This window comes from Bradyrhizobium sp. WSM4872 (assembly GCF_055811715.1).
Window position 1 is genome coordinate 181,555 of sequence record NZ_JBVVPT010000011.1, and the last position, 17,348, is coordinate 198,902.

Sequence of the window (17,348 nt, forward strand, 5' to 3'; positions counted from 1 at the left end):
GGGGGGGGGGCCGCCCCCCCCCCCCCGCGCGCCCCGCCGCGCCCCCCCCCCCCCCCCCCCCCCCCGGCGGGCGCCCCCCCCCCCCCCCCCCCCCCCCCCTCTTCCCGGATGGTTCGGAGGTTAGCGGAACAGCGACAGGATGCTCTGGCTGCTGTTATTGGCGATCGAGAGCGCCTGCACGCCGAGCTGCTGCTGGACCTGGAGGGCCGACAGGCGGGTGGACTCCTGGTTCATGTCGGCGTCGACGAGCTGGCCGATACCGCGATCCACGGAGTCCATCAGCGACTTCACGAAGTCCGTGTTGGTCGAGAGCCGGTTCTTGACAGCACCGAGATTGGCGGCGGCCGAGGCCACCGAGTTGATGCCAGCGGTGACCTGCGCGATGTAGCCATCGAGCGTGGTCTGGTCAGCCGCCGAGTCGGTGAGCGCGGAGATGCTCATCGTGTCGATCGACGGAGCGGTCGAGCCGGCCGTGTCCAGAATGCCGCCTTGAGCCGAGGTGTAGAGCGAGTAGTTGGCGGTGGTCACGCTGATGGAGCCGATGGTGGGCGTACCGCCGACACGCGAGTACGACGACACGAGGCTGAAGGTCGTCGGCGTCGTGGCGGTCGTGCTCAGCCAGTTGATGCCGTTGAAGGTCGCCGCATTGGCTGTCGCCTTCATCTGCTGCTGGATCTGGGTGACGTCGGCCTGGATCTTGCTGCGGTCGATACCGGCGGTCTTGGCTTCGACCAGCAGGGACTGGAGCTTGGTCAAGCCGGAGTCCTTGTCGCCGATGACCGTGGTCAGAGCGGTATATTCGGTGTCGACGGTCGCGGCCGACAGACCGAGCGAGTCGGAGACCGCAGAGAGCGCGGCGTTGTCGGCGCGCATCGAGGTCGCGATCGACCAGTAGGCAGCGTTGTCCGACGCGGTCGAGACGCGCTGGCCGGTGGAGATGCGGGTCTGCGTGGTAGAGAGCTGCGAGCTCACAGACCGCAAGGTCTGGAGTGCGGTCATGGCGGTCGAGTTCGTAAGCAGGCTTGACATTGCGAATGTCCCTTTATGTACGCGTTACATTTTCACGAGGGGACATACCGGGCTTTCACCGGTACGGAGGGGCGGCATCATGCCTTTGGACTGATGTGGGTGGGGTCCAACCCGCCGTGACGCATTGCTAGCACGCCGAATCTTGCCCGCAGATTAAGATCGGATTGAATTACGCTGTAAAATCAGATGGTTAACGGTACCTATTACTAACTATAGTCCGGTACTTCTCGCTAACCATAACGCTCCCTCTGGCGCTCGTTGCCGTTACGAGAACGACCGCACCAGTCCGGAGGCGAGAAGATTCCAGCCGTCGATCAGCACGAAGAACAGCATCTTGAATGGAAGTGCGAGGATCGTCGGCGGCATCATCATCATGCCCATTGACATGGTCAGCGTCGCCACGATCATGTCGATGACGAGGAACGGCAGGATGATGAGAAATCCGATTTCGAACGAACGCCTGAGCTCCGAAATCATGAAGGCCGGAATGATGACGCGCATGTCGACGCGCTTGTCGTCGAACTTCCTGCGGAAGCTCTCCGCGGCCAGCGATTCGAAGGTCTGCAGATCCTTGTCACGAACATGGGCCAGCATGAATTCGCGGAACGGATCGGTGATCTTCAGATAGGCCTCTTCCTCCGAGATTTCGTTCTTCATCAGCGGCTGGATGCCGGTTTCCCAGGCGCGGTCGAAGGTCGGCGCCATCACGTAGAAGGTCATGAACAGCGCGAGGCTGACCAGCACCAGATTGGCCGGCGTGGTCTGGAGGCCGAGACCGGCGCGCAGGAACGACAGCGCCACCGCAAATCGCGTGAAGCTCGTCACCATGATGAGCAGCCCCGGCGCCACCGACAGCACCGTGATCACCGCCATCAACTGGATGATGCGGCCGCTGGTCGAGCCGTTGCCCGGCGGCAGCAGCGAATTGAGGTCCGGAATCTGGGCCAGTGCCACTTCAGGCAGCACGACCAGGAGCAACGCAAGCAGCAGGACTCTCAGTTTCACTGAATCACCAACGTCTCAATGATCAATTCGCGGATCTTGCCCGCGGAGCGGATATTGGCGCGTTCGGTCAGGTCGTCGCGCAGATGCTGAAGCCCGCGCGATCCCTCGAACTGCGCCACCGTCGCCGACCGCAGATAGGTGACGATGTCCTCGCTGATATGGGCCGCCAGGATGCCGGCATCCTCGTCGCTCATGCTCTCGGTCACCATGGAGGCTTCGATGCGGGCCCAGTTGTTGGCCGGCGCGCCGAGATTGGTCACGATCGGGGACAGCTTCCTGAGCCGCGCGCTGCCGGCGTAGCTTGAGGCAAGAGGTGGCGGCGTGGCGGTTTTCTTCGCATCGGCAACGCGCTCGGCGGCCGCAAACAGATGTAGGCCTGCAAGCGCGCCCGCGCCGATCGCGATCAGCGTCAGCACCACGATGGCCGCAATCAGGCGCATGACGTACCCTGCCCTCGTGACGTGGCCCGACGGTCGCGCATCTCAGAACGGTGCCACGGCGTCATAGATCCGATGTCCCCATCCGGGCTGCTGCACGTCAGACAGATTTCCGCGACCCCCATAGGCCACGCGCGCCTCGGCGATCTTCTCGTAGGAGATCGTGTTGGTTCGCGAGATATCGCGCGGACGCACGATGCCGCCGACGTTGAGCACGCGCATTTCCGTGTTGACCTTGAATTCCTGCGAGCCGCTGATCATCATATTGCCGTTCGGCAACACGTCGGTGACGATGGCTGCGATCGACAGCTTGATATCTTCGGTGCGGTCGATCTGGCCGTTGCCCTTGATCTGGGTGTTGGTGTTGAGGTTGGCGCTCGTCGAGCCCTTGTCCTGCCATCCCGCAACGTCCATCAGCCAGTCGAGCCCGAACTTGATCTGCGAATCGCGCGAGCGGTCGGTCTTGTTGTCGAGCTTGGCCTTGTCCTGCATCGAGATGATCACCGTCACGACGTCCCCGGTGCGGCGGGCACGGGGATCGCGGTAGAGATCGGTGCCGTCATCCCAGGTCGAGCGATAGCTGACGGGCGAGCGCATGCGAGGCGTCACGGGAATCGGATCGGCCTGCGTCCTCAGGCCGGTCCCGACCGGCGACAATCGCGGCCCCGTCAGGACCTCGGCCGGATCAGTGACGCATCCGGCAAGCGACAATAGCGACAGGATGAGGATCAGATTCTTCATCTATTTGGTCTTTCCGTCATCCACGCGACGCATCCCGCCGAGCAGATCGGCGAGGTGCGCCGCGCGCCCCGTCTCCATCTCGTTGAAGATTGCGCTCGAGCTCCTCGGGCTGAGCTTTGCGAGTACGGCAGCGGCCGTCTCATCCGCCATCCCGGCGATCTGGGTTGCGGCGGCGTCCGGCTTCATGCGCGAGTAGATCTCGACCACGCTCGCTTCGGCCTTCTTCAGGAAGTCGTCGCGCAACGCCATCCACTTCTCATATTCCGCGCGCTTGGCCTCGACCTCGGCGATCCGCTCGCGAAGCTGGTTCTCGGCCTTCTCCAGCTCCTTGAGCTGCCAGGCCAGCCTTGCATCGACGGCGGGGTCGGCGACATTGCTGCAGAACAGGGCGACTTCGTTGTCCGGGGTTGCAGCGGCCTGGGGCGGCACCGGCTTCGGCGGCGCCGTGACGCTGCCGGGCTTGGCCGGTCGCGGCGCGGCTGTGGGTGCCGGCGCGGGCTTCTCGGAGGCCGGCACGGCACCCGTGGTCGCGGGTCCCGAATCTTCGGCTGCCCACGCTGTCGCCCGCATCGACGCATTGTCGCTCGGGATCGACGAGATCGGCTTGTGCGGGCCAGGCGCGCGGGCACGCGCGAAGGACAGCAGGTTCAGCGGCTTCGACGGCTTGGCCTCATCCAGCGCCAGAACGGGCGAAGCGCTCGCGAGCGCGGAGGCCGCGACCAAGAGGAGGAGTTTGGCTTTATGATCCAGCTTCAACATCGGCCCGCGTACGATTCTCGGTCGAGAGAGCATTGAGCGACCAAGCTTGCAGGGCGCTTACGCGTCATTGCACGATGACATCCGCCTGGAGGGCGCCGGCCGTCTTGATCGCCTGGAGGATCGCGATGATGCCGGATGGTTTCAGGCCGATCTGGTTAAGGCCGCGCACCAGGCGCTGAAGATCGACCCCGCTCAGGATCGCCACCTGCGAGCCGGCCTCATTGGCCTCAACCACGGTTTGCGGCACGACCACGGTCTGCCCTTGCGAGAACGGCGCCGGCTGCGACACCACGGGAAGCTCGGTGACGCGGACCGTCAGATTGCCGTGCGTTACGGCAACGGTCGATATCCGTACGTCGCGTCCGATCACCACCGTGCCGGTACGCTCGTTGATCACCACCCGCGCCGGCGTGTCCGGTTCGACCGTCAGCTCGCCGATTTCCGCAAGAAAGCGGACCGGGCCGATGTGGCGCGGCTTCGACAGCACGATGGTGCGGTAGTCGCGCTCGAAGGCGATCTGGGCGCGGTAGCGTCCGCCCGCGTAGCGGTTGATGGCGTCGAGGATCCGCGTTGCGGTGACGAAGTCGGGGTTCTTGAGCTCCAGCACAAGATACTCCATTTCATGGAGACTACCCTGCACCTCGCGCTCGACCAGCGCGCCGTTCGGGATGCGGCCTGCGGTCGGCGTGCCCTGGCTGACGTTCTGGGCCTGGCCTCCGACGCTGTAACCGGCGACCGTGACCGCGCCTTGCGCCACTGCATAGACCGCTCCGTCCGCCGCGCGCAGCGACGTCATCACCAGCGTGCCGCCGAGCAGCGAGGTCGCGTCTCCGAGCGACGACACCGTCACGTCCATGCGCTCGCCCGCACCGATCGAGGGCTGCAGGTCCGCGGTCACCATCACGGCCGCGACGTTGCGCGTGCGCAGCGTCGTCGGACGCGGCGGATTGTTGGTGCTGGTGGTCTCGTTCCTGACATTGATGCCCATGTTCTCGAGCATCGATTGCAGGGACTGCTCCGTGAACGGCGCATTGCGGAGCGTGTCGCCGCTGCCGTTCAGGCCGATGACGAGGCCGTAGCCGACGATCTGGTTTTCGCGCAATCCCTTGATGTCCGCGATGTCCTTGATACGGACGGCAGCCTGGGCGCTGGCGGCGGAAACGAGCAGGACGAGCGCAAGCAGGACTCTGGTCATGACCCGTCCACGACCTTGACGGTGCCGTCCGGCTGGACGACGCCCCTGATGATCACGCCCGTATCGGTATTTCGTATCGGGATCAGCGCGCCGGGCGCACCCGACTGCATCGCTGCGCCGTAGGTCACGATCGACAGGCCGCTGTCTTCGACCACGACCTTGACCATCGCGCCGCGGGCGACCGTCCAGGGATCCTCCACCGAGTTGGTCGGGATCGGCTGGCCGGGCAGCAGCGCGCGGCGCGCCATGCGGCCGACCAGGACCTGGCGTCCTTCGATGAACATGGCGACGCCGAGCACGTTCGGCGCGAAGGCACGCTCGGTGATCATGTCGTCCCGGATCAGCTCCCCGGCGCGGATCGAGACGGCCGGCACGGGGAGCCGCTTCTCCTCGGCCGCCGCGAGACGCGCCGAGGCGAGAACCAGCAGCACGGCGGCCAACCCGCGCATGATCGAGCCCATCGTCTTCAACATGGATACACCGGAACTAGCGCATGCCCTTCGAGACCGTCTGGGCCATTTCATCCGAGGCCTGGATGACCTTGGCATTCATTTCGTAGGCGCGCTGGGCAGAGATCAACTCGGTGATTTCCTTGACCGGATCGACGTTCGAGGCTTCGAGATATTGCTGGTTGATCTTGCCGTAGCCAGAATCGCCGGGCAGCCCGACGACCGGCGTGCCGGACGCCGTGGTCTCGCGATAGAGATTGCTGCCCAGCGGTTCGAGACCGGCCTCGTTGGCGAAATTGGCGAGGTTGAGCTGGCCGATTTGCCTCGGGTTCACTTCCGTATCCAGCTTGGCGAACACCTGTCCGGTCTGGTTGACCGTGACCTGGACCGTTCCCTGCGGCACCGTGATAGCCGGATCCAGCAGGTAGCCGTCGGTCGTGACGAGCTGGCTGTTGGCATTGGTGTTGAACGAGCCGGCACGGGTATACTGCACCTCGTTGTTCGGGCCGAGCACCTGAAACCAGCCGCGGCCGTTGATCGCCATGTCGTAGGGATTACCGGTCTGCGTGAGCGCGCCCTGGATGTGCAGCTTGCGGATTGCCGCCGATTTGACGCCGAGGCCGAGATTGGCGCCTTCCGGGATCGGCGACGAGCCGCTGGTGTTCGCAACGCCCTGCATGCGGTCCATCTGGTAGAACAGATCTGTGAACTCGGCGCGCGCCCGCTTGTACGACGTCGAGTTGATGTTGGCGATGTTGTTCGCGATGACTTCGATGTTGGTCTGCTGGGCGTTCATGCCCGTGGCCGCGATGGCAAGCGATTTCACAGCGTCACTCCTTGATCAGATCGACATCCGAACGACTTCCTGGTAGGCCTGCACGACCTTGTCGCGAACTGCGACCGCCGTCTGCAAGGCCTGCTCGGCCGACATCAACGCCTCCACGACGCGCCGCGTCGATTCCTTGCCCTGCATCGCCGAGATCGAGGCCGCCTCCCCCGCCTTCAACGTTCCGATCGCGTCCGTCGTCACCTGCTTCATGACCGATTCGAATCCGACATCGCCGCCGGACTGGATCGCGGGCGTGGCCGCCGGCGAAATGGCCTGCGCCTCGGTGGCGCGGCTCGCCGCCTGCGCGGTTGAGATCGCCGTGGATGAAATTGCCTCAAGCATTGTCAGCTCCTCAGCAGGTCGATGGTCATGCCCAGCATCGACCTCACCTGTTTCACCACCTGGAGATTGGCTTCATAGGACCGGTTGACTTCCCGCATGTCCGCCATCTCGATCATCATGTTGACGTTCGGCATCTTGACGTAGCCGGCCTTGTCGGCGGCGGGATGCCCCGGGTCGTACTCCACACGGTACGGCGTGGTGTCGACCCCGATTTCCTTGACCTTCGCCAGCTGCGCGCCCGAGGCGCGGTCCATCGCGGCATCGAAGGTGATCGTCTTGCGTTGATAGGGATCTGCGCCGGCAGTGCGCCCCGTCGCCGTCGCGTTGGCGAGGTTCTCCGAGACGATGCGCATGCGCGTCGACTGCGCTTCGAGCCCGGAGCTCGCGACCGTCAACGAGGATTGCAGAGAGTCCAGCATGTCAGTTCACCTCAGGTCTTTGCGCTCGACAGCAGCATGCGGTGAAACGACCGCACGATGGCCGAGTTCATCGAGTAGTCGCGACTGACGTCGCTGCCCTTGATCATTTCCTGCTCGAGGCTGACGGAGTTGCCGGAGTGAACCACATCCCAGCTATCCTTCTTCGCAGTCGCCCGCGTGTCGCTCTCGGCTGGGGAGAGCTGCAGGTGTGACGGCGACGTGGTCGCCAGTCTCACCGGGGTGCTGTCGAGCACCTTGTTGAAGGGTTCGACGTCGCGCGCCTTGAAGCCCGGCGTGTTGGCGTTGGCGACGTTGGTGGCGATCGTCGATTGGCGGAGCTCGAGGTATCGCGCCTGCGACGATGCGAGTTCGAAGAGATAGAGCGGTCCCACGGCAGCACCATTCTGGTTCAGACGGTGTAACCTTAGGGTCGCAAGCTTTCGTCAGGCTGATGGAAGGGACGCTGTCCTCGGAATTCTACTGGACCTTCTCGGACCGCGGCGTCTGCTTGGACTGCAGGAAGTAGATGATCTCGGCGACCGGCCGGAAGAACTCCGCCGGAATCACCTGGTCGACCTGAACCGCCTCGTAGAGCGCGCGCGCCAGCGCCTTGTTCTCGATCACCGGAATCCGGTTCTGCTCGGCGACTTCGCGGATCTTCAGCGCAATCACGTCCATGCCCTTCGCCACGACGATCGGCGCCGGATTTTCCTCACGATTGTAGCGCAGTGCGATCGCGAAGTGGGTCGGGTTCGCGATCACCAGCGTCGCGCGCGATGCGGAAGCGATCATGCGCTGGCGCGAGCGATCGCGCGCCAGCGAGCGCAGGCGCGCCTTGATCAACGGATCGCCTTCGGCCTGCTTGTGCTCGTCCTTGATCTCCTGCCGCGTCATGCGCAGCTCGCGCCGCCAGTGGAAGCGTGCCCAAGCCAGATCGACCGCGACCAGGACGATGGTCGCGATGCAGATCGCCGAGACGATTCGCATGGCGATGTTGAGAATCATCTCCGGCAGCGCGACCGGATCGGTGTACATCGCCTCGAACGCCTTCGCTTCCGACGAGCGCAGCACGAACGCGACGACGATAGTCACCGCGGCGAGCTTGAACAGCGACTTGGCGAACTCGACGAGGCCCTGCGATCCAAACAGCCGGCTCCAGCCGCCGAGCGGAGAGATTCGCGAAAGGTCCGGCGTGATGCGCTGGAGCACCAGGCTGGGAGCATTTTGCAACAGCGAGGCTGCGAGCCCGAACGCCGCCAGGGTGACGACCAACGGCGTCAGAAACCGCAGTGCCTGAAGGCCGACCACGATGAGGAGATTCTGGGCGTCGGCCCCGGTGCTGAGGGGGAAGCCGTCGGGATCATCGAGAAAGCCCGTCAGCATCGGCGTCAATTGCTGCACGCCCTGGCCGATCAGGAACGCCTGGATCACCATCAGCGCTGCCATCGAGGCGAAGATCGAAGCCTCCCGAGAGACCGGGATTTTGCCCTGTTCGAGCGCATCGCGGACTTTCTTCTCGGTCGGCTCTTCTGTCTTGCTCTCCTGATCGGTTGTTTCTGCCATGCCCGTTCAGCGGTCAGCGAAAGACCAGCTCATCCTCCTGCTCGGGGTTGAGCTCGATTTCGCCCTTTTCCGCAAGGTCGAGCGCGAGGTCGGTGATCACGCGCCGCGCCTCCAGCACGTCGCGCTGGTTCGACGGTTCGCCGATGGCGAGTTCGTGCTCGACGACCCTGCGGACGCGCGAGGCGACCGAGGAGAGGATCATCTCGCGGAAGTGCTTGTCGGTGCCCTTCAGCGCGATGACGATACGATCGGTCGGCACCTGGTCGAAGATCATCGTGCGCGCCTTCGGCGTCAGGTTGGTGACGTCGTCGAAGGTGAAGAGCAGCTCCTTCAGCACTTCGGCCGACTTCGGGCGCTTCTCCGAAAGGCTCTTGAGCATGTCCTCGATGTGTCCGCGCTCCATCTTGTTGATGATGTCGGCGACGCGGGCATAGGTATCGGCGCCGAGGTTGCGGGCGAAGTTCAGCGTCAGGTCCTCATGCAGCGTCTTCTCGAGGACCCTCAGGGCGTCGTCGACGATCGGCTTGAGGCTGAGCACGCGCCGCATCAGCTCGTTGCGCAGGCTCGACGGCAGCTGGCTCATGACCTTGGCGGCGCAGGACGGCTTGACCTTGGACAGGATCAGCGCCGCGGTCTGCGGATGCTCCTTGGACAGGTAGCTTGCCAGCGAGTTTTCCGACACCGACGAGACGCGGTCCCACACGGACCGGCTCGAATTTCCGAGCAGGTCCGACATGATGGCCGAGACCTGGTCGGCCGGAAGCACGTCGCCGAGCACGGCTTCCAGGCCGCCGAGGGTGCCGAGAATGTTGGCGCCCATCGAGAATTGCTGGGCGAACTCCTCGACGATCGCCTCCAGTTCCTGCGCCGTGATCGGCCGCAGCTCGGCCGCGGCCTTTGTAACGGTGCGGATATCCTGCGGCTCGAACTGCGCGAGCACGCTCGCGGCGGCCTGCCGGCCCATGGCGAGCAGGAGTGCCGCGACTTTCTCTGTCCCGCCCAGCGTGGCAACGCCTCGCTGTTTGATGGGAGCCACGCCGACCTGTGCCGCCATGGTCAGCTATCACCCTGCCCCAACGGCCCGACAATCTCTGTGAGCGAGACGCCGAAGCGGGAATTGTCTTCTTCGACCACGACCACCTCGCCGCGGGCGACGACGCGGCCGTTGACGACGACGTCGACCGGTTCGCCGACCCGGTGGTCGAGCGGAACCACCGCGCCGCGGCCGAGCTTCATCAGGTTTGCCACCGGAATGGTGGCCGATCCCAGCACCACCTGCATGGTCACGGGAATGCGCAGAATGGCATCGACATTGGCGAACTTGCCGGTCTCCTCCGCGGTGCGCGCGGCGATCTCCGCCAGCCGCTCCAGCGGAGATGTCTCGGTATGCCCCTCGTCGGACGCCGATGCTGACTCATAGTCGAAGGATTGCGCCATCTGGTATCGCCTCTTGGTATTTGCGCTCCCGGAGCGCCGCGACGTTCCGATCGTATTTCTTCCGCCGGCTTCGGCTTCAATGCTTGTTCACGTCGGCGCCGCCAGCGCTCGCCGCGGATGCGAGCCCGTTCCTCGCATCCAGCGCCGCGATCGCCTCGTTGGCCTGATCGATCTTCGTGCTCAGCACGCTGGCAAGCCGCCCGAGGTTTGCGGTGGAATCATGCGCCGCGGTGATGACCGTGTCGAAGGCGCCCGCCGTCTCCTGGACGATGGTCGAGAACTCGCCCTGGTAGCTGCGCAACCGCGCCAGCTCGCGATGCATCCGGGTCACCCGCATGCTGGTGAAGGCGAGCGCGATCAGCAGCACGGCATCAACGAGATAGGATATCATCGACGAACTCCCGTTTCTGATCGACGGGATCTGCCACCTGCATGGCGTAATAGCCATCAAGCTGGCCGATCTGACACCAGAACAGCACCTGGTTGTTGCTCTCGAGCCGGGCCAGCGTGCGCGGCGTGGCTTCGAGCTCGAGCACCTGCCCGACCTGGAACTTGACGACGTCGCCGAGCGAAATCATCTTCTCGTCCAGCACGGCGCTCAGGGTCACCTCGGTGCGGTGAACCTCGGTCTCCATCTGCTCGCGCCAGCGCGGATCGGCCGCCCGGCCGTCGCTGACGACCACGGTCGCGAGCTTCTGCCTGAGCGGGTTGAGCGCGGAGTGCGGAATGATGAGGAACATCTGACCGCCGCGGTAGAGCGCCTGCAGCATGATGTTCGCGCAGATCGACATGTTGCCGCTCCGCCCGATCGCCAGCGACGCCATGGCGGTCTCGACCCGCTCGACGCGGAAGGTGACGTTGGAGGTGCCGGCGAAAGCGGATTGCAGCGCCTTGGCGAACCGCTCGAACAGCGCCTGGACCAGGCGGATCTCGATGTTCGAGAAGCTGCGCTCGACGTCGAGCGGCGGTTCGGCGCCGTCGGAGCCGAACATCGCCTCGACCATCGTGAACACGAAGTCGCGGTCGAGCATGATGATGATGCGGGAGTCCCACTGCTCGGCATAGAGCACGGCCGCAACCGCGTTGGCCTCGTAGTCCTTGATGATGTCGCCGACACGATCGTTGGTGATGCCGTTGACCGAGAAATAGCATGGCGTTCCAGCCATCGGCTGCAGGCTGTCCGTGCACGATGCCGCCATGCGATCGAAGATCACATTGAGCATCGGCATGCGCTCGATCGAGATGCCGGCGGCGTCCAGCAGATAGTTCGGCAGCGGCTTGCGCTGATCGACGTCGAGGGCTTCCATCATGATGCGCGCGCAGCCTTCGGTTCAACCTCGGTCACGACCGCCTTGGGGCCCGCGATCGTCTCGTTCTCGACGACGTCGATCGAAGGCCGCTCGGGGCTCGCGATCATCTTGCGGCCGTGCTCGACGGCGATCTGCGGCATGGCGCCGTTCATGAACGCCAGCAGCGTCTGCTTGACGATGATGTAGGGCCGGCAACGCTTCTCCCGCGTCATCTTCACCTTCATCGCGAAGGGCGAAATGATGCCGTAGGACAGGAAAATGCCCGCAAAGGTGCCGACCAGGGCGGCGCCGATGAAGCCGCCCAGCAGCTTCGGCGACTGGTCGAGCGCGCCCATGGCCTTGATGACGCCGAGCACCGCGGCGACGATGCCGAGCGCAGGCAGCGCTTCCGAGACCACCACCAGCGCGTGGTAGGGCGCCAGCTTGCTCTTCACGATGGTGTGGATCTCCTCGTCCATCAGCGCTTCGATCTCGTGCGTTCGCGCGTTACCCATGATGATGAGGCGGACATAATCGCAGATGAACTGCAGCAGCGACGGATCTCCGAGCACGCTCGGGAACGCTTTGAAGATCTCGGAGGACGCGGGATCGTCGATATGCGCCTCGACCTCGTTGCGGCCCTTGCCCCGCAGCTCCCGCATCAGCGCGTGCAGCGCGCCGAGCAGATCGAGATAGTAGCGCTGGCCGGGCACCGCCCCAGTCACTGCCTGCACGCAGGCAAGCCCGGTATCCGCGACCGTCTTCCAGGGATTGGCCATGATGAAGGTGCCAGCCGCGGTGCCCATGATGATCACGAACTCCCACGGCTGCATCAGCACGCCCAGATGCCCGCCCATGGCGGCAAATCCGCCCAGCAGTGCCGCTACCGTGATCACGATCCCCACGAAACTGCCCAACGCGCCGCTCCATCACCGACCCCATCGGGAATATCTAGTGGGCGAGCCTTGCGTGAGGCTGGCTTCCCCCTCGCCAGCCTCGCGCAAGCGATTCACGGCAGCTTGGGACGACGTCGCGAGAGCGGCCAGAGGGGCGCGTGTGATGCTATCCACCATCGCGGACTACACTAGACTGACCAAGGACATGGGCAAGTCGCTGACGCAGGTCGCGACGCAGCCGGATGTCAGCCGCGACACCGACTATTTCCTCAGCCACATCGGCAACGTGAAGACCATCGACGACTTCCTGAAGGACTATCGCCTCTATTCCTACGCGATGAAGGCATACGGCCTCAGCGACATGACCTACGCCAAGGCGTTCATGCGCAAGGTGCTGACCGAGGGTATCGCCGACAACAAGACCTTCGCCAACAAGCTGACCGACACCCGCTACCGGCAATTCGCGGCCGCCTTCAATTTCGCCGCCCTCGGCGACAAGGCGACCCAAACCGCCGCGGCCACGACCGGCACGGCAACCCAGTTCGTCACGCAGACGATGGAGGAGAAGGCCGGCGACCAGAACGAGGGCCTGCGGCTGGCGCTCTATTTCACGCGCAAGGCCTCCACGATCACCAATTCCTACCAGATCCTCGCGGACAAGGCGATGACGCAAGTGGTCCAGACGGCGCTCGGCCTGCCGTCGACGATCAGCTCGGCTGATATCGATGCCCAGGCCAAGATGATCACGAGCAAGATCAACCTCACCGATTTCCAGGACCCGGCCAAGGTCACCAAATTCGTGCAGCGCTTCGCGGCGATGTGGGATGCGACCCGGGCCCAGAGCGACAACTCGACCAACCCGGCGCTGGTCCTGATCGGCGGCGCCGCAACGTCGATCAGCATGGATAGCAACGTGCTCACGACACTTCAGAACATCAAGTTCAACAGGTAAGTCATGCAATCGGCCCTCTATGTAGGATTGTCGGCACAGGTCGCCCTCGAAAAACGGCTCCAGACGATCGCCAACAACGTCGCCAACGTCAACACGGCGGCGTTCCGCACCGACGTGGTGAAGTTCGAGACCGTGCTGTCCAAGGCGGGCGCGAACCCGGTCGCCTTCTCCTCGCCCGGCGACAACATCATCTCGCGCGAGATGGGCAGCATCACCGAGAGCGGCAACCCGCTCGACGTCGCCGTGGTCGGACAGGGCTGGATCGCGTTCGCCGGTCCGAACGGCACGGTCTATACGCGCGACGGCCGTCTCCAGATCGCCGCCAACGGCGACCTTCAGACCGTGTCCGGCTTCCCCGTCATCGATTCCGGCGGCGCGCAGATCACGCTGGATCCGAACGGCGGACCGGTCTCGATCGCGCGGAGCGGCGCGATTACCCAGGACAACAACGAGATCGGCACCATCGGCCTGTTCAACATTCCCGCCGACGCCAATCTCGACCGCTACGGCAATTCGGGCGTCACGCCCAACCGGCCTGCGACCGCCATCGCCGACTTCTCCCGCGACGGCTTCAAGCAGGGCTATGTCGAGGGCTCCGGCGCCAATCCGATGATGGAATTGACGAAGCTGATCGCGGCCTCGCGCGCCTTCGACGGCACCAATTCGATGATCGAGGGAACCGAAAGCTCGCTCCAGAACGCAATCCGGACGCTGGGCGAACCCGGCAAATAGACTGCGCCTCGGGCGCAATGAGGTTGGACGGTTTCCTTGAACGCTCTTCGGCAACTTGAGTGGGCGCTGCTGGAGCTTCAGCAGAGCACTCCCCTGGCAAGCGTCAGCGGCGCGATCTCCGAGATCGCGTCGACGCATTTCCGCGTCTCCGGCCTGTCGCGCTTCGTCAGGCTCGGCGAACTCATCGGCGTCAACTCCGGCGGCAAGCCCCAGATCGGCGAGGTGGTGCGGATCGACAGCGAAGGCATCATCGCCAAGCCGTTCGACCGGCAGTTCGCCGGCGGCCTCGGCTCGGTCGCCTACCGGATGCCCCCATTGTCGTTCGCGCCCGATCCGAGCTGGAAGGGCCGCGTCATCAACGCGCTCGGGGTGCCGCTGGACGGACAGGGCCCTCTCACCCCCGGATCGCGTCCGGTCTCGGCCGAGGCGGAGGCGCCTTCGGCCATGAAGCGCGCCCGGGTCCACAAGCCGCTGCGCACCGGCGTACGCGTCATCGACCTGTTCGCCCCGATCTGCGCCGGCCAGCGCGTCGGCATCTTTGCAGGCTCCGGCGTCGGTAAATCGACGCTGCTTGCGATGCTCGCCCGCAGCCAGGGTTTTGACACCGTCGTGTTGGCCCTGGTCGGCGAGCGCGGCCGCGAGGTGCGCGAATTCATTGAGGACGTGCTGGGCGCCGATCGTCACCGCGCCGTCACGATCGTGTCGACGGGAGACGAGAGCCCCATGATGCGGCGGCTGGCGCCGAAGACGGCCATGGCGGTCGCCGAATATTTCCGAGACCGGGGCGAATCGGTCCTGCTCATGGTCGATTCGATCACCCGCTTCGCCCACGCAGCCCGCGAAGTCGCGCTCGCCGCCGGCGAGCCCGCGGTCGCGCGCGGCTACGCACCCACCGTCTTCACCGATCTCCCGCGCCTTCTGGAGCGCGCCGGCCCCGGCGAGGAGGGATCCGGGACGATCACCGGGATTTTCTCCGTGCTGGTGGACGGCGACGATCACAACGAGCCGATCGCCGATACCATCCGCAGCACACTCGATGGCCATATCGTGCTCTCCAGGCACATCGCCGACCAGGCGCGTTATCCCGCGGTGGACGTTCTGGGTTCCGTCTCCCGCCTTGCCCATAACGTCTGGGACCCCGAAGAGCGCGAATTGGTGAGCAAGCTGCGCGCCATGATCGCGAAATACGAGGACACGCGCGACCTTCGCCTGATGGGCGGATACCAGGCGGGACGTGATTCGGGTCTCGACCAGGCGGTCGACATGGTTCCGAGAATCTACGGCGCGATGCGACAGGACGCCTCGGCTCCGCCAAGCGCCGACCCGTTCCGCGAGCTGCGGGATATGCTCAAGAGCGACTAGCAAGTCTCAGATTGAGCCGGCGCGCGAGGGCGCCCGCGATCACTTGCTCCTTGTTTTCGACAGGCGATTACGCATGCAGCCACGCTTACAGCGCATGCGCCTGCGCGACCGTCTCGGTTTTCGCCGCGATCGCCTCCACCATTCGGGTGAGGCAGCCCGCGCCGAATACGACTGAACTGGCGATTCCTCGATCTGGTCCGGACAACCGCCGCGTGCAATTCCTGTGAGTTCCCTCGGACAATTCTTGGCAGAACGCACAAGTTGTGGATGACATGCCGAGGCACATCGTCGTCATGCACAAGGTTCGATCAACTTGCATCAACGACGACCAACAACGTGCCGTGCAATAAAACTGTCGCATAGTCGCGTGCATGTTGCTGGTGGGACAGGGCATTGCGTTCACCATCATGTGTCCCGAAGAGCGAGATTGTCTTGAACGTTACATTCGCCTGCGACGACATCCAGTCTCCGAGAGGGTCTCTACTTGATTTTGTTGAGAAGCTCATTCATCGTTTCGATGAACATAAGAAACGTCTGCGTGTGACTTGAACCTTAGGGGCTTCGGTTGAACTACTCCGATCCATCGTCTGCTGGCGACGGCTATTCGGGCTCCCGTGCGACGACGCCGCGAATGGCATACCATCAGCAACACCGCTTCCCGCGTCATAACCTGCAGTGCCCATCCGTCCATGTCGGGCGCCAGGCAGGCCGTGCCTTCACGCGAGAGAAGAGCACGGTGCATGTGTCGGATATCGCGGTCGGCACGGCTTCTCGCAAACGGCTCGTGCGCAACGACGGAAGGCGGCTCCGGGGCGCCGCAAACGTGACTCCCGGGGCAAGGTAGGAATTCATGCCATTGGCAAGAGAAGCCGTCGAGCTGCTGGTTCAGGCGGCGAGGGCTTGGTATTTCGAAGGCAATCAGCATGGGTTGCGCGACCGGGAATGGATGGCGCTGCGCTTTCTCGGCCGGGCCAACAGGTTTTCGCGCACGCCGTCCGCGCTCGCCGGCTTCATCGGCGCCACCAGGGCGACTGCATCGCAGATCGTGAAGACGCTGGAGGGCAAGTCCTTCCTGGTGCGAAAGCCGTCGCACGAAGACAAGCGTTCTGTCGTGCTGCACGTCACTGCGCAGGGCGAAAAGTGTCTGAGCCAGCACGATCCAATCAATCACGTGCTGAACGCGGTCACAGCGCTCGGCCCCGACGAGTGCGTCAGGCTGCGCGATTCGCTGCGCGAGATCCTCAACCACCTCGACGCGGCACATCAGCGGCTCGAAGCCAGCATCTGTCGGGACTGCATGTTTCTCGCCGAACGCGGGCCGAGTACCGGCAAGGGACGCGCAACGGCCGAATTCATGTGCCGGCTGTATCGCGCCCCGGTTTCGCTCGAGGAGACCGAACTGCTCTGCACCAGTTTCGAGCGCACCCGCGACCGTCCCAAGATCGATGAGCATCTCGACCGCGCGCGTGTGGTGAACCAGGGGTGAGGCACGCGTCATTTCCGTGCGCGAATCCTGCGCTGAACTTGCGGAAGGTTGCGCAGCGTTGGCGAGAACGAAATGTGGCGCACACTCCGTCAAACCGTCATTGCGAGCGAAGCGACTTGTCCGCCGAAGCTTTGGCGAAGTCGGAAGCAATCCAGATTCCCTCCGCGGCGGCAGACTGGATTGCTTCGCTGCGCTCGCAATGACAGAGCATGAGGTGGTAGCGCCAATGTTCCAGCTCGCATTTCGAATTGCAGACACAGCTTCGCAGCCTCGCGGCGCGTTTCGCCCGAGCTTTGCTTGGTCACTCCACCCTCAATGCCAAGAGGGCGCAGGGAAGGCCGGGTGCCGGCTCGCACCCGCGGTCCGCTGCGCGAAAAGCACACGCAGGAAAACCGCACAGCAGCATACAGGTGGTGCCAATCACTC

At 64.2% G+C, this 17,348-nt stretch carries 21 protein-coding genes; 4 read left to right on the forward strand and 17 right to left on the reverse strand.

What is annotated here, in order from left to right:
• Positions 1-120 precede the first annotated feature (120 nt).
• The 17 genes from AC0L3C_RS17835 to motA all read right to left on the reverse strand — a co-directional run bounded on the left by AC0L3C_RS17835 (position 121) and on the right by motA (position 12,411).
• Positions 121-1,029: a flagellin N-terminal helical domain-containing protein gene (locus AC0L3C_RS17835; RefSeq protein WP_473263667.1), complete on the reverse strand. Its 909-nt coding sequence runs from the start codon at positions 1,027-1,029 to the stop codon at positions 121-123.
• A gap of 264 nt (positions 1,030-1,293) precedes the next feature.
• The gene (gene fliP / locus AC0L3C_RS17840; RefSeq protein WP_473263668.1) at positions 1,294-2,034 is read right to left on the reverse strand and encodes a flagellar type III secretion system pore protein FliP; all 741 of its coding nucleotides are present in this window, start codon (positions 2,032-2,034) and stop codon (positions 1,294-1,296) included.
• A complete protein-coding gene (locus AC0L3C_RS17845; protein ID WP_473263669.1) occupies positions 2,031-2,474 on the reverse strand; it encodes a flagellar basal body-associated FliL family protein in 444 nt (147 codons plus the stop codon). Before AC0L3C_RS17845 ends, fliP begins: the two co-directional genes overlap by 4 nt.
• Positions 2,475-2,516: 42 nt before the next feature.
• The gene (gene flgH / locus AC0L3C_RS17850) at positions 2,517-3,212 is read right to left on the reverse strand and encodes a flagellar basal body L-ring protein FlgH (RefSeq protein ID WP_473263670.1); all 696 of its coding nucleotides are present in this window, start codon (positions 3,210-3,212) and stop codon (positions 2,517-2,519) included.
• Positions 3,213-3,971 (reverse strand): MotE family protein, encoded by a 759-nt coding sequence (locus AC0L3C_RS17855; RefSeq protein ID WP_473408594.1) that lies wholly within the window; start codon positions 3,969-3,971, stop codon positions 3,213-3,215.
• A 64-nt stretch (positions 3,972-4,035) separates the two neighbouring features.
• Positions 4,036-5,166 (reverse strand): flagellar basal body P-ring protein FlgI, encoded by a 1,131-nt coding sequence (gene flgI, locus AC0L3C_RS17860; protein ID WP_473263672.1) that lies wholly within the window; start codon positions 5,164-5,166, stop codon positions 4,036-4,038.
• Entirely contained in the window at positions 5,163-5,639 is a 477-nt protein-coding gene (gene flgA / locus AC0L3C_RS17865) for a flagellar basal body P-ring formation chaperone FlgA (protein WP_473283247.1), read from the reverse strand. Before flgA ends, flgI begins: the two co-directional genes overlap by 4 nt.
• 13 nt (positions 5,640-5,652) lie before the next feature.
• Positions 5,653-6,441, reverse strand: coding sequence for a flagellar basal-body rod protein FlgG (gene flgG / locus AC0L3C_RS17870; protein WP_007595892.1), 789 nt, complete (start codon positions 6,439-6,441; stop codon positions 5,653-5,655).
• 15 nt (positions 6,442-6,456) lie between these two features.
• Positions 6,457-6,786, reverse strand: coding sequence for a flagellar hook-basal body complex protein FliE (gene fliE, locus AC0L3C_RS17875; RefSeq protein WP_007595893.1), 330 nt, complete (start codon positions 6,784-6,786; stop codon positions 6,457-6,459).
• Positions 6,787-6,788: 2 nt separating this feature from the next.
• A complete protein-coding gene (gene flgC / locus AC0L3C_RS17880) occupies positions 6,789-7,205 on the reverse strand; it encodes a flagellar basal body rod protein FlgC (RefSeq protein ID WP_473263676.1) in 417 nt (138 codons plus the stop codon).
• Between the two features lie 11 nt (positions 7,206-7,216).
• Positions 7,217-7,597, reverse strand: coding sequence for a flagellar basal body rod protein FlgB (gene flgB / locus AC0L3C_RS17885; RefSeq protein ID WP_473263678.1), 381 nt, complete (start codon positions 7,595-7,597; stop codon positions 7,217-7,219).
• Between the two features lie 85 nt (positions 7,598-7,682).
• A complete protein-coding gene (gene flhB, locus AC0L3C_RS17890; protein ID WP_027519863.1) occupies positions 7,683-8,768 on the reverse strand; it encodes a flagellar biosynthesis protein FlhB in 1,086 nt (361 codons plus the stop codon).
• A gap of 13 nt (positions 8,769-8,781) precedes the next feature.
• The gene (locus AC0L3C_RS17895) at positions 8,782-9,822 is read right to left on the reverse strand and encodes a flagellar motor switch protein FliG (protein ID WP_473263680.1); all 1,041 of its coding nucleotides are present in this window, start codon (positions 9,820-9,822) and stop codon (positions 8,782-8,784) included.
• A 2-nt stretch (positions 9,823-9,824) separates the two neighbouring features.
• On the reverse strand, positions 9,825-10,205 hold the full coding sequence (gene fliN / locus AC0L3C_RS17900; protein WP_473263682.1) for a flagellar motor switch protein FliN: 381 nt from the start codon (positions 10,203-10,205) through the stop codon (positions 9,825-9,827).
• A 76-nt stretch (positions 10,206-10,281) separates the two neighbouring features.
• On the reverse strand, positions 10,282-10,596 hold the full coding sequence (locus AC0L3C_RS17905; RefSeq protein ID WP_473263683.1) for a hypothetical protein: 315 nt from the start codon (positions 10,594-10,596) through the stop codon (positions 10,282-10,284).
• Complete coding sequence (locus tag AC0L3C_RS17910) at positions 10,577-11,515, reverse strand: flagellar motor switch protein FliM (protein ID WP_007613971.1); 939 nt, start codon at positions 11,513-11,515, stop codon at positions 10,577-10,579. Before AC0L3C_RS17910 ends, AC0L3C_RS17905 begins: the two co-directional genes overlap by 20 nt.
• Positions 11,512-12,411 (reverse strand): flagellar motor stator protein MotA, encoded by a 900-nt coding sequence (gene motA / locus AC0L3C_RS17915; RefSeq protein WP_007613972.1) that lies wholly within the window; start codon positions 12,409-12,411, stop codon positions 11,512-11,514. Before motA ends, AC0L3C_RS17910 begins: the two co-directional genes overlap by 4 nt.
• A 142-nt stretch (positions 12,412-12,553) precedes the next feature.
• Between motA and AC0L3C_RS17920 the strand changes: the two genes are divergently transcribed.
• The 4 genes from AC0L3C_RS17920 to AC0L3C_RS17935 all read left to right on the forward strand — a co-directional run bounded on the left by AC0L3C_RS17920 (position 12,554) and on the right by AC0L3C_RS17935 (position 16,922).
• Positions 12,554-13,342 (forward strand): DUF1217 domain-containing protein, encoded by a 789-nt coding sequence (locus AC0L3C_RS17920; protein ID WP_473263684.1) that lies wholly within the window; start codon positions 12,554-12,556, stop codon positions 13,340-13,342.
• 3 nt (positions 13,343-13,345) lie between these two features.
• Positions 13,346-14,074 (forward strand): flagellar basal-body rod protein FlgF, encoded by a 729-nt coding sequence (gene flgF, locus AC0L3C_RS17925; RefSeq protein ID WP_007595915.1) that lies wholly within the window; start codon positions 13,346-13,348, stop codon positions 14,072-14,074.
• A gap of 36 nt (positions 14,075-14,110) precedes the next feature.
• Positions 14,111-15,436 (forward strand): flagellar protein export ATPase FliI, encoded by a 1,326-nt coding sequence (gene fliI / locus AC0L3C_RS17930; RefSeq protein ID WP_473408595.1) that lies wholly within the window; start codon positions 14,111-14,113, stop codon positions 15,434-15,436.
• Positions 15,437-16,286: 850 nt separating this feature from the next.
• Positions 16,287-16,922, forward strand: coding sequence for a MarR family winged helix-turn-helix transcriptional regulator (locus tag AC0L3C_RS17935; RefSeq protein ID WP_473408596.1), 636 nt, complete (start codon positions 16,287-16,289; stop codon positions 16,920-16,922).
• Positions 16,923-17,348 lie beyond the last annotated feature (426 nt).

What these genes read in the sequence shown, in the direction of transcription:
- AC0L3C_RS17835 (WP_473263667.1), bottom strand. Translation starts at nt 1,029, where the DNA reads ATGTCAAGCCTGCTTACGAACTCGACCGCCATGACCGCACTCCAGACC.
- AC0L3C_RS17845 (WP_473263669.1), bottom strand. Translation starts at nt 2,474, where the DNA reads ATGCGCCTGATTGCGGCCATCGTGGTGCTGACGCTGATCGCGATCGGC.
- flgH (WP_473263670.1), bottom strand. Translation starts at nt 3,212, where the DNA reads ATGAAGAATCTGATCCTCATCCTGTCGCTATTGTCGCTTGCCGGATGC.
- AC0L3C_RS17855 (WP_473408594.1), bottom strand. Translation starts at nt 3,971, where the DNA reads ATGTTGAAGCTGGATCATAAAGCCAAACTCCTCCTCTTGGTCGCGGCC.
- flgI (WP_473263672.1), bottom strand. Translation starts at nt 5,166, where the DNA reads ATGACCAGAGTCCTGCTTGCGCTCGTCCTGCTCGTTTCCGCCGCCAGC.
- flgA (WP_473283247.1), bottom strand. Translation starts at nt 5,639, where the DNA reads ATGTTGAAGACGATGGGCTCGATCATGCGCGGGTTGGCCGCCGTGCTG.
- fliE (WP_007595893.1), bottom strand. Translation starts at nt 6,786, where the DNA reads ATGCTTGAGGCAATTTCATCCACGGCGATCTCAACCGCGCAGGCGGCG.
- flgC (WP_473263676.1), bottom strand. Translation starts at nt 7,205, where the DNA reads ATGCTGGACTCTCTGCAATCCTCGTTGACGGTCGCGAGCTCCGGGCTC.
- flhB (WP_027519863.1), bottom strand. Translation starts at nt 8,768, where the DNA reads ATGGCAGAAACAACCGATCAGGAGAGCAAGACAGAAGAGCCGACCGAG.
- AC0L3C_RS17895 (WP_473263680.1), bottom strand. Translation starts at nt 9,822, where the DNA reads ATGGCGGCACAGGTCGGCGTGGCTCCCATCAAACAGCGAGGCGTTGCC.
- fliN (WP_473263682.1), bottom strand. Translation starts at nt 10,205, where the DNA reads ATGGCGCAATCCTTCGACTATGAGTCAGCATCGGCGTCCGACGAGGGG.
- AC0L3C_RS17905 (WP_473263683.1), bottom strand. Translation starts at nt 10,596, where the DNA reads ATGATATCCTATCTCGTTGATGCCGTGCTGCTGATCGCGCTCGCCTTC.
- AC0L3C_RS17910 (WP_007613971.1), bottom strand. Translation starts at nt 11,515, where the DNA reads ATGATGGAAGCCCTCGACGTCGATCAGCGCAAGCCGCTGCCGAACTAT.
- AC0L3C_RS17920 (WP_473263684.1), top strand. Translation starts at nt 12,554, where the DNA reads ATGCTATCCACCATCGCGGACTACACTAGACTGACCAAGGACATGGGC.
- flgF (WP_007595915.1), top strand. Translation starts at nt 13,346, where the DNA reads ATGCAATCGGCCCTCTATGTAGGATTGTCGGCACAGGTCGCCCTCGAA.
- AC0L3C_RS17935 (WP_473408596.1), top strand. Translation starts at nt 16,287, where the DNA reads ATGCCATTGGCAAGAGAAGCCGTCGAGCTGCTGGTTCAGGCGGCGAGG.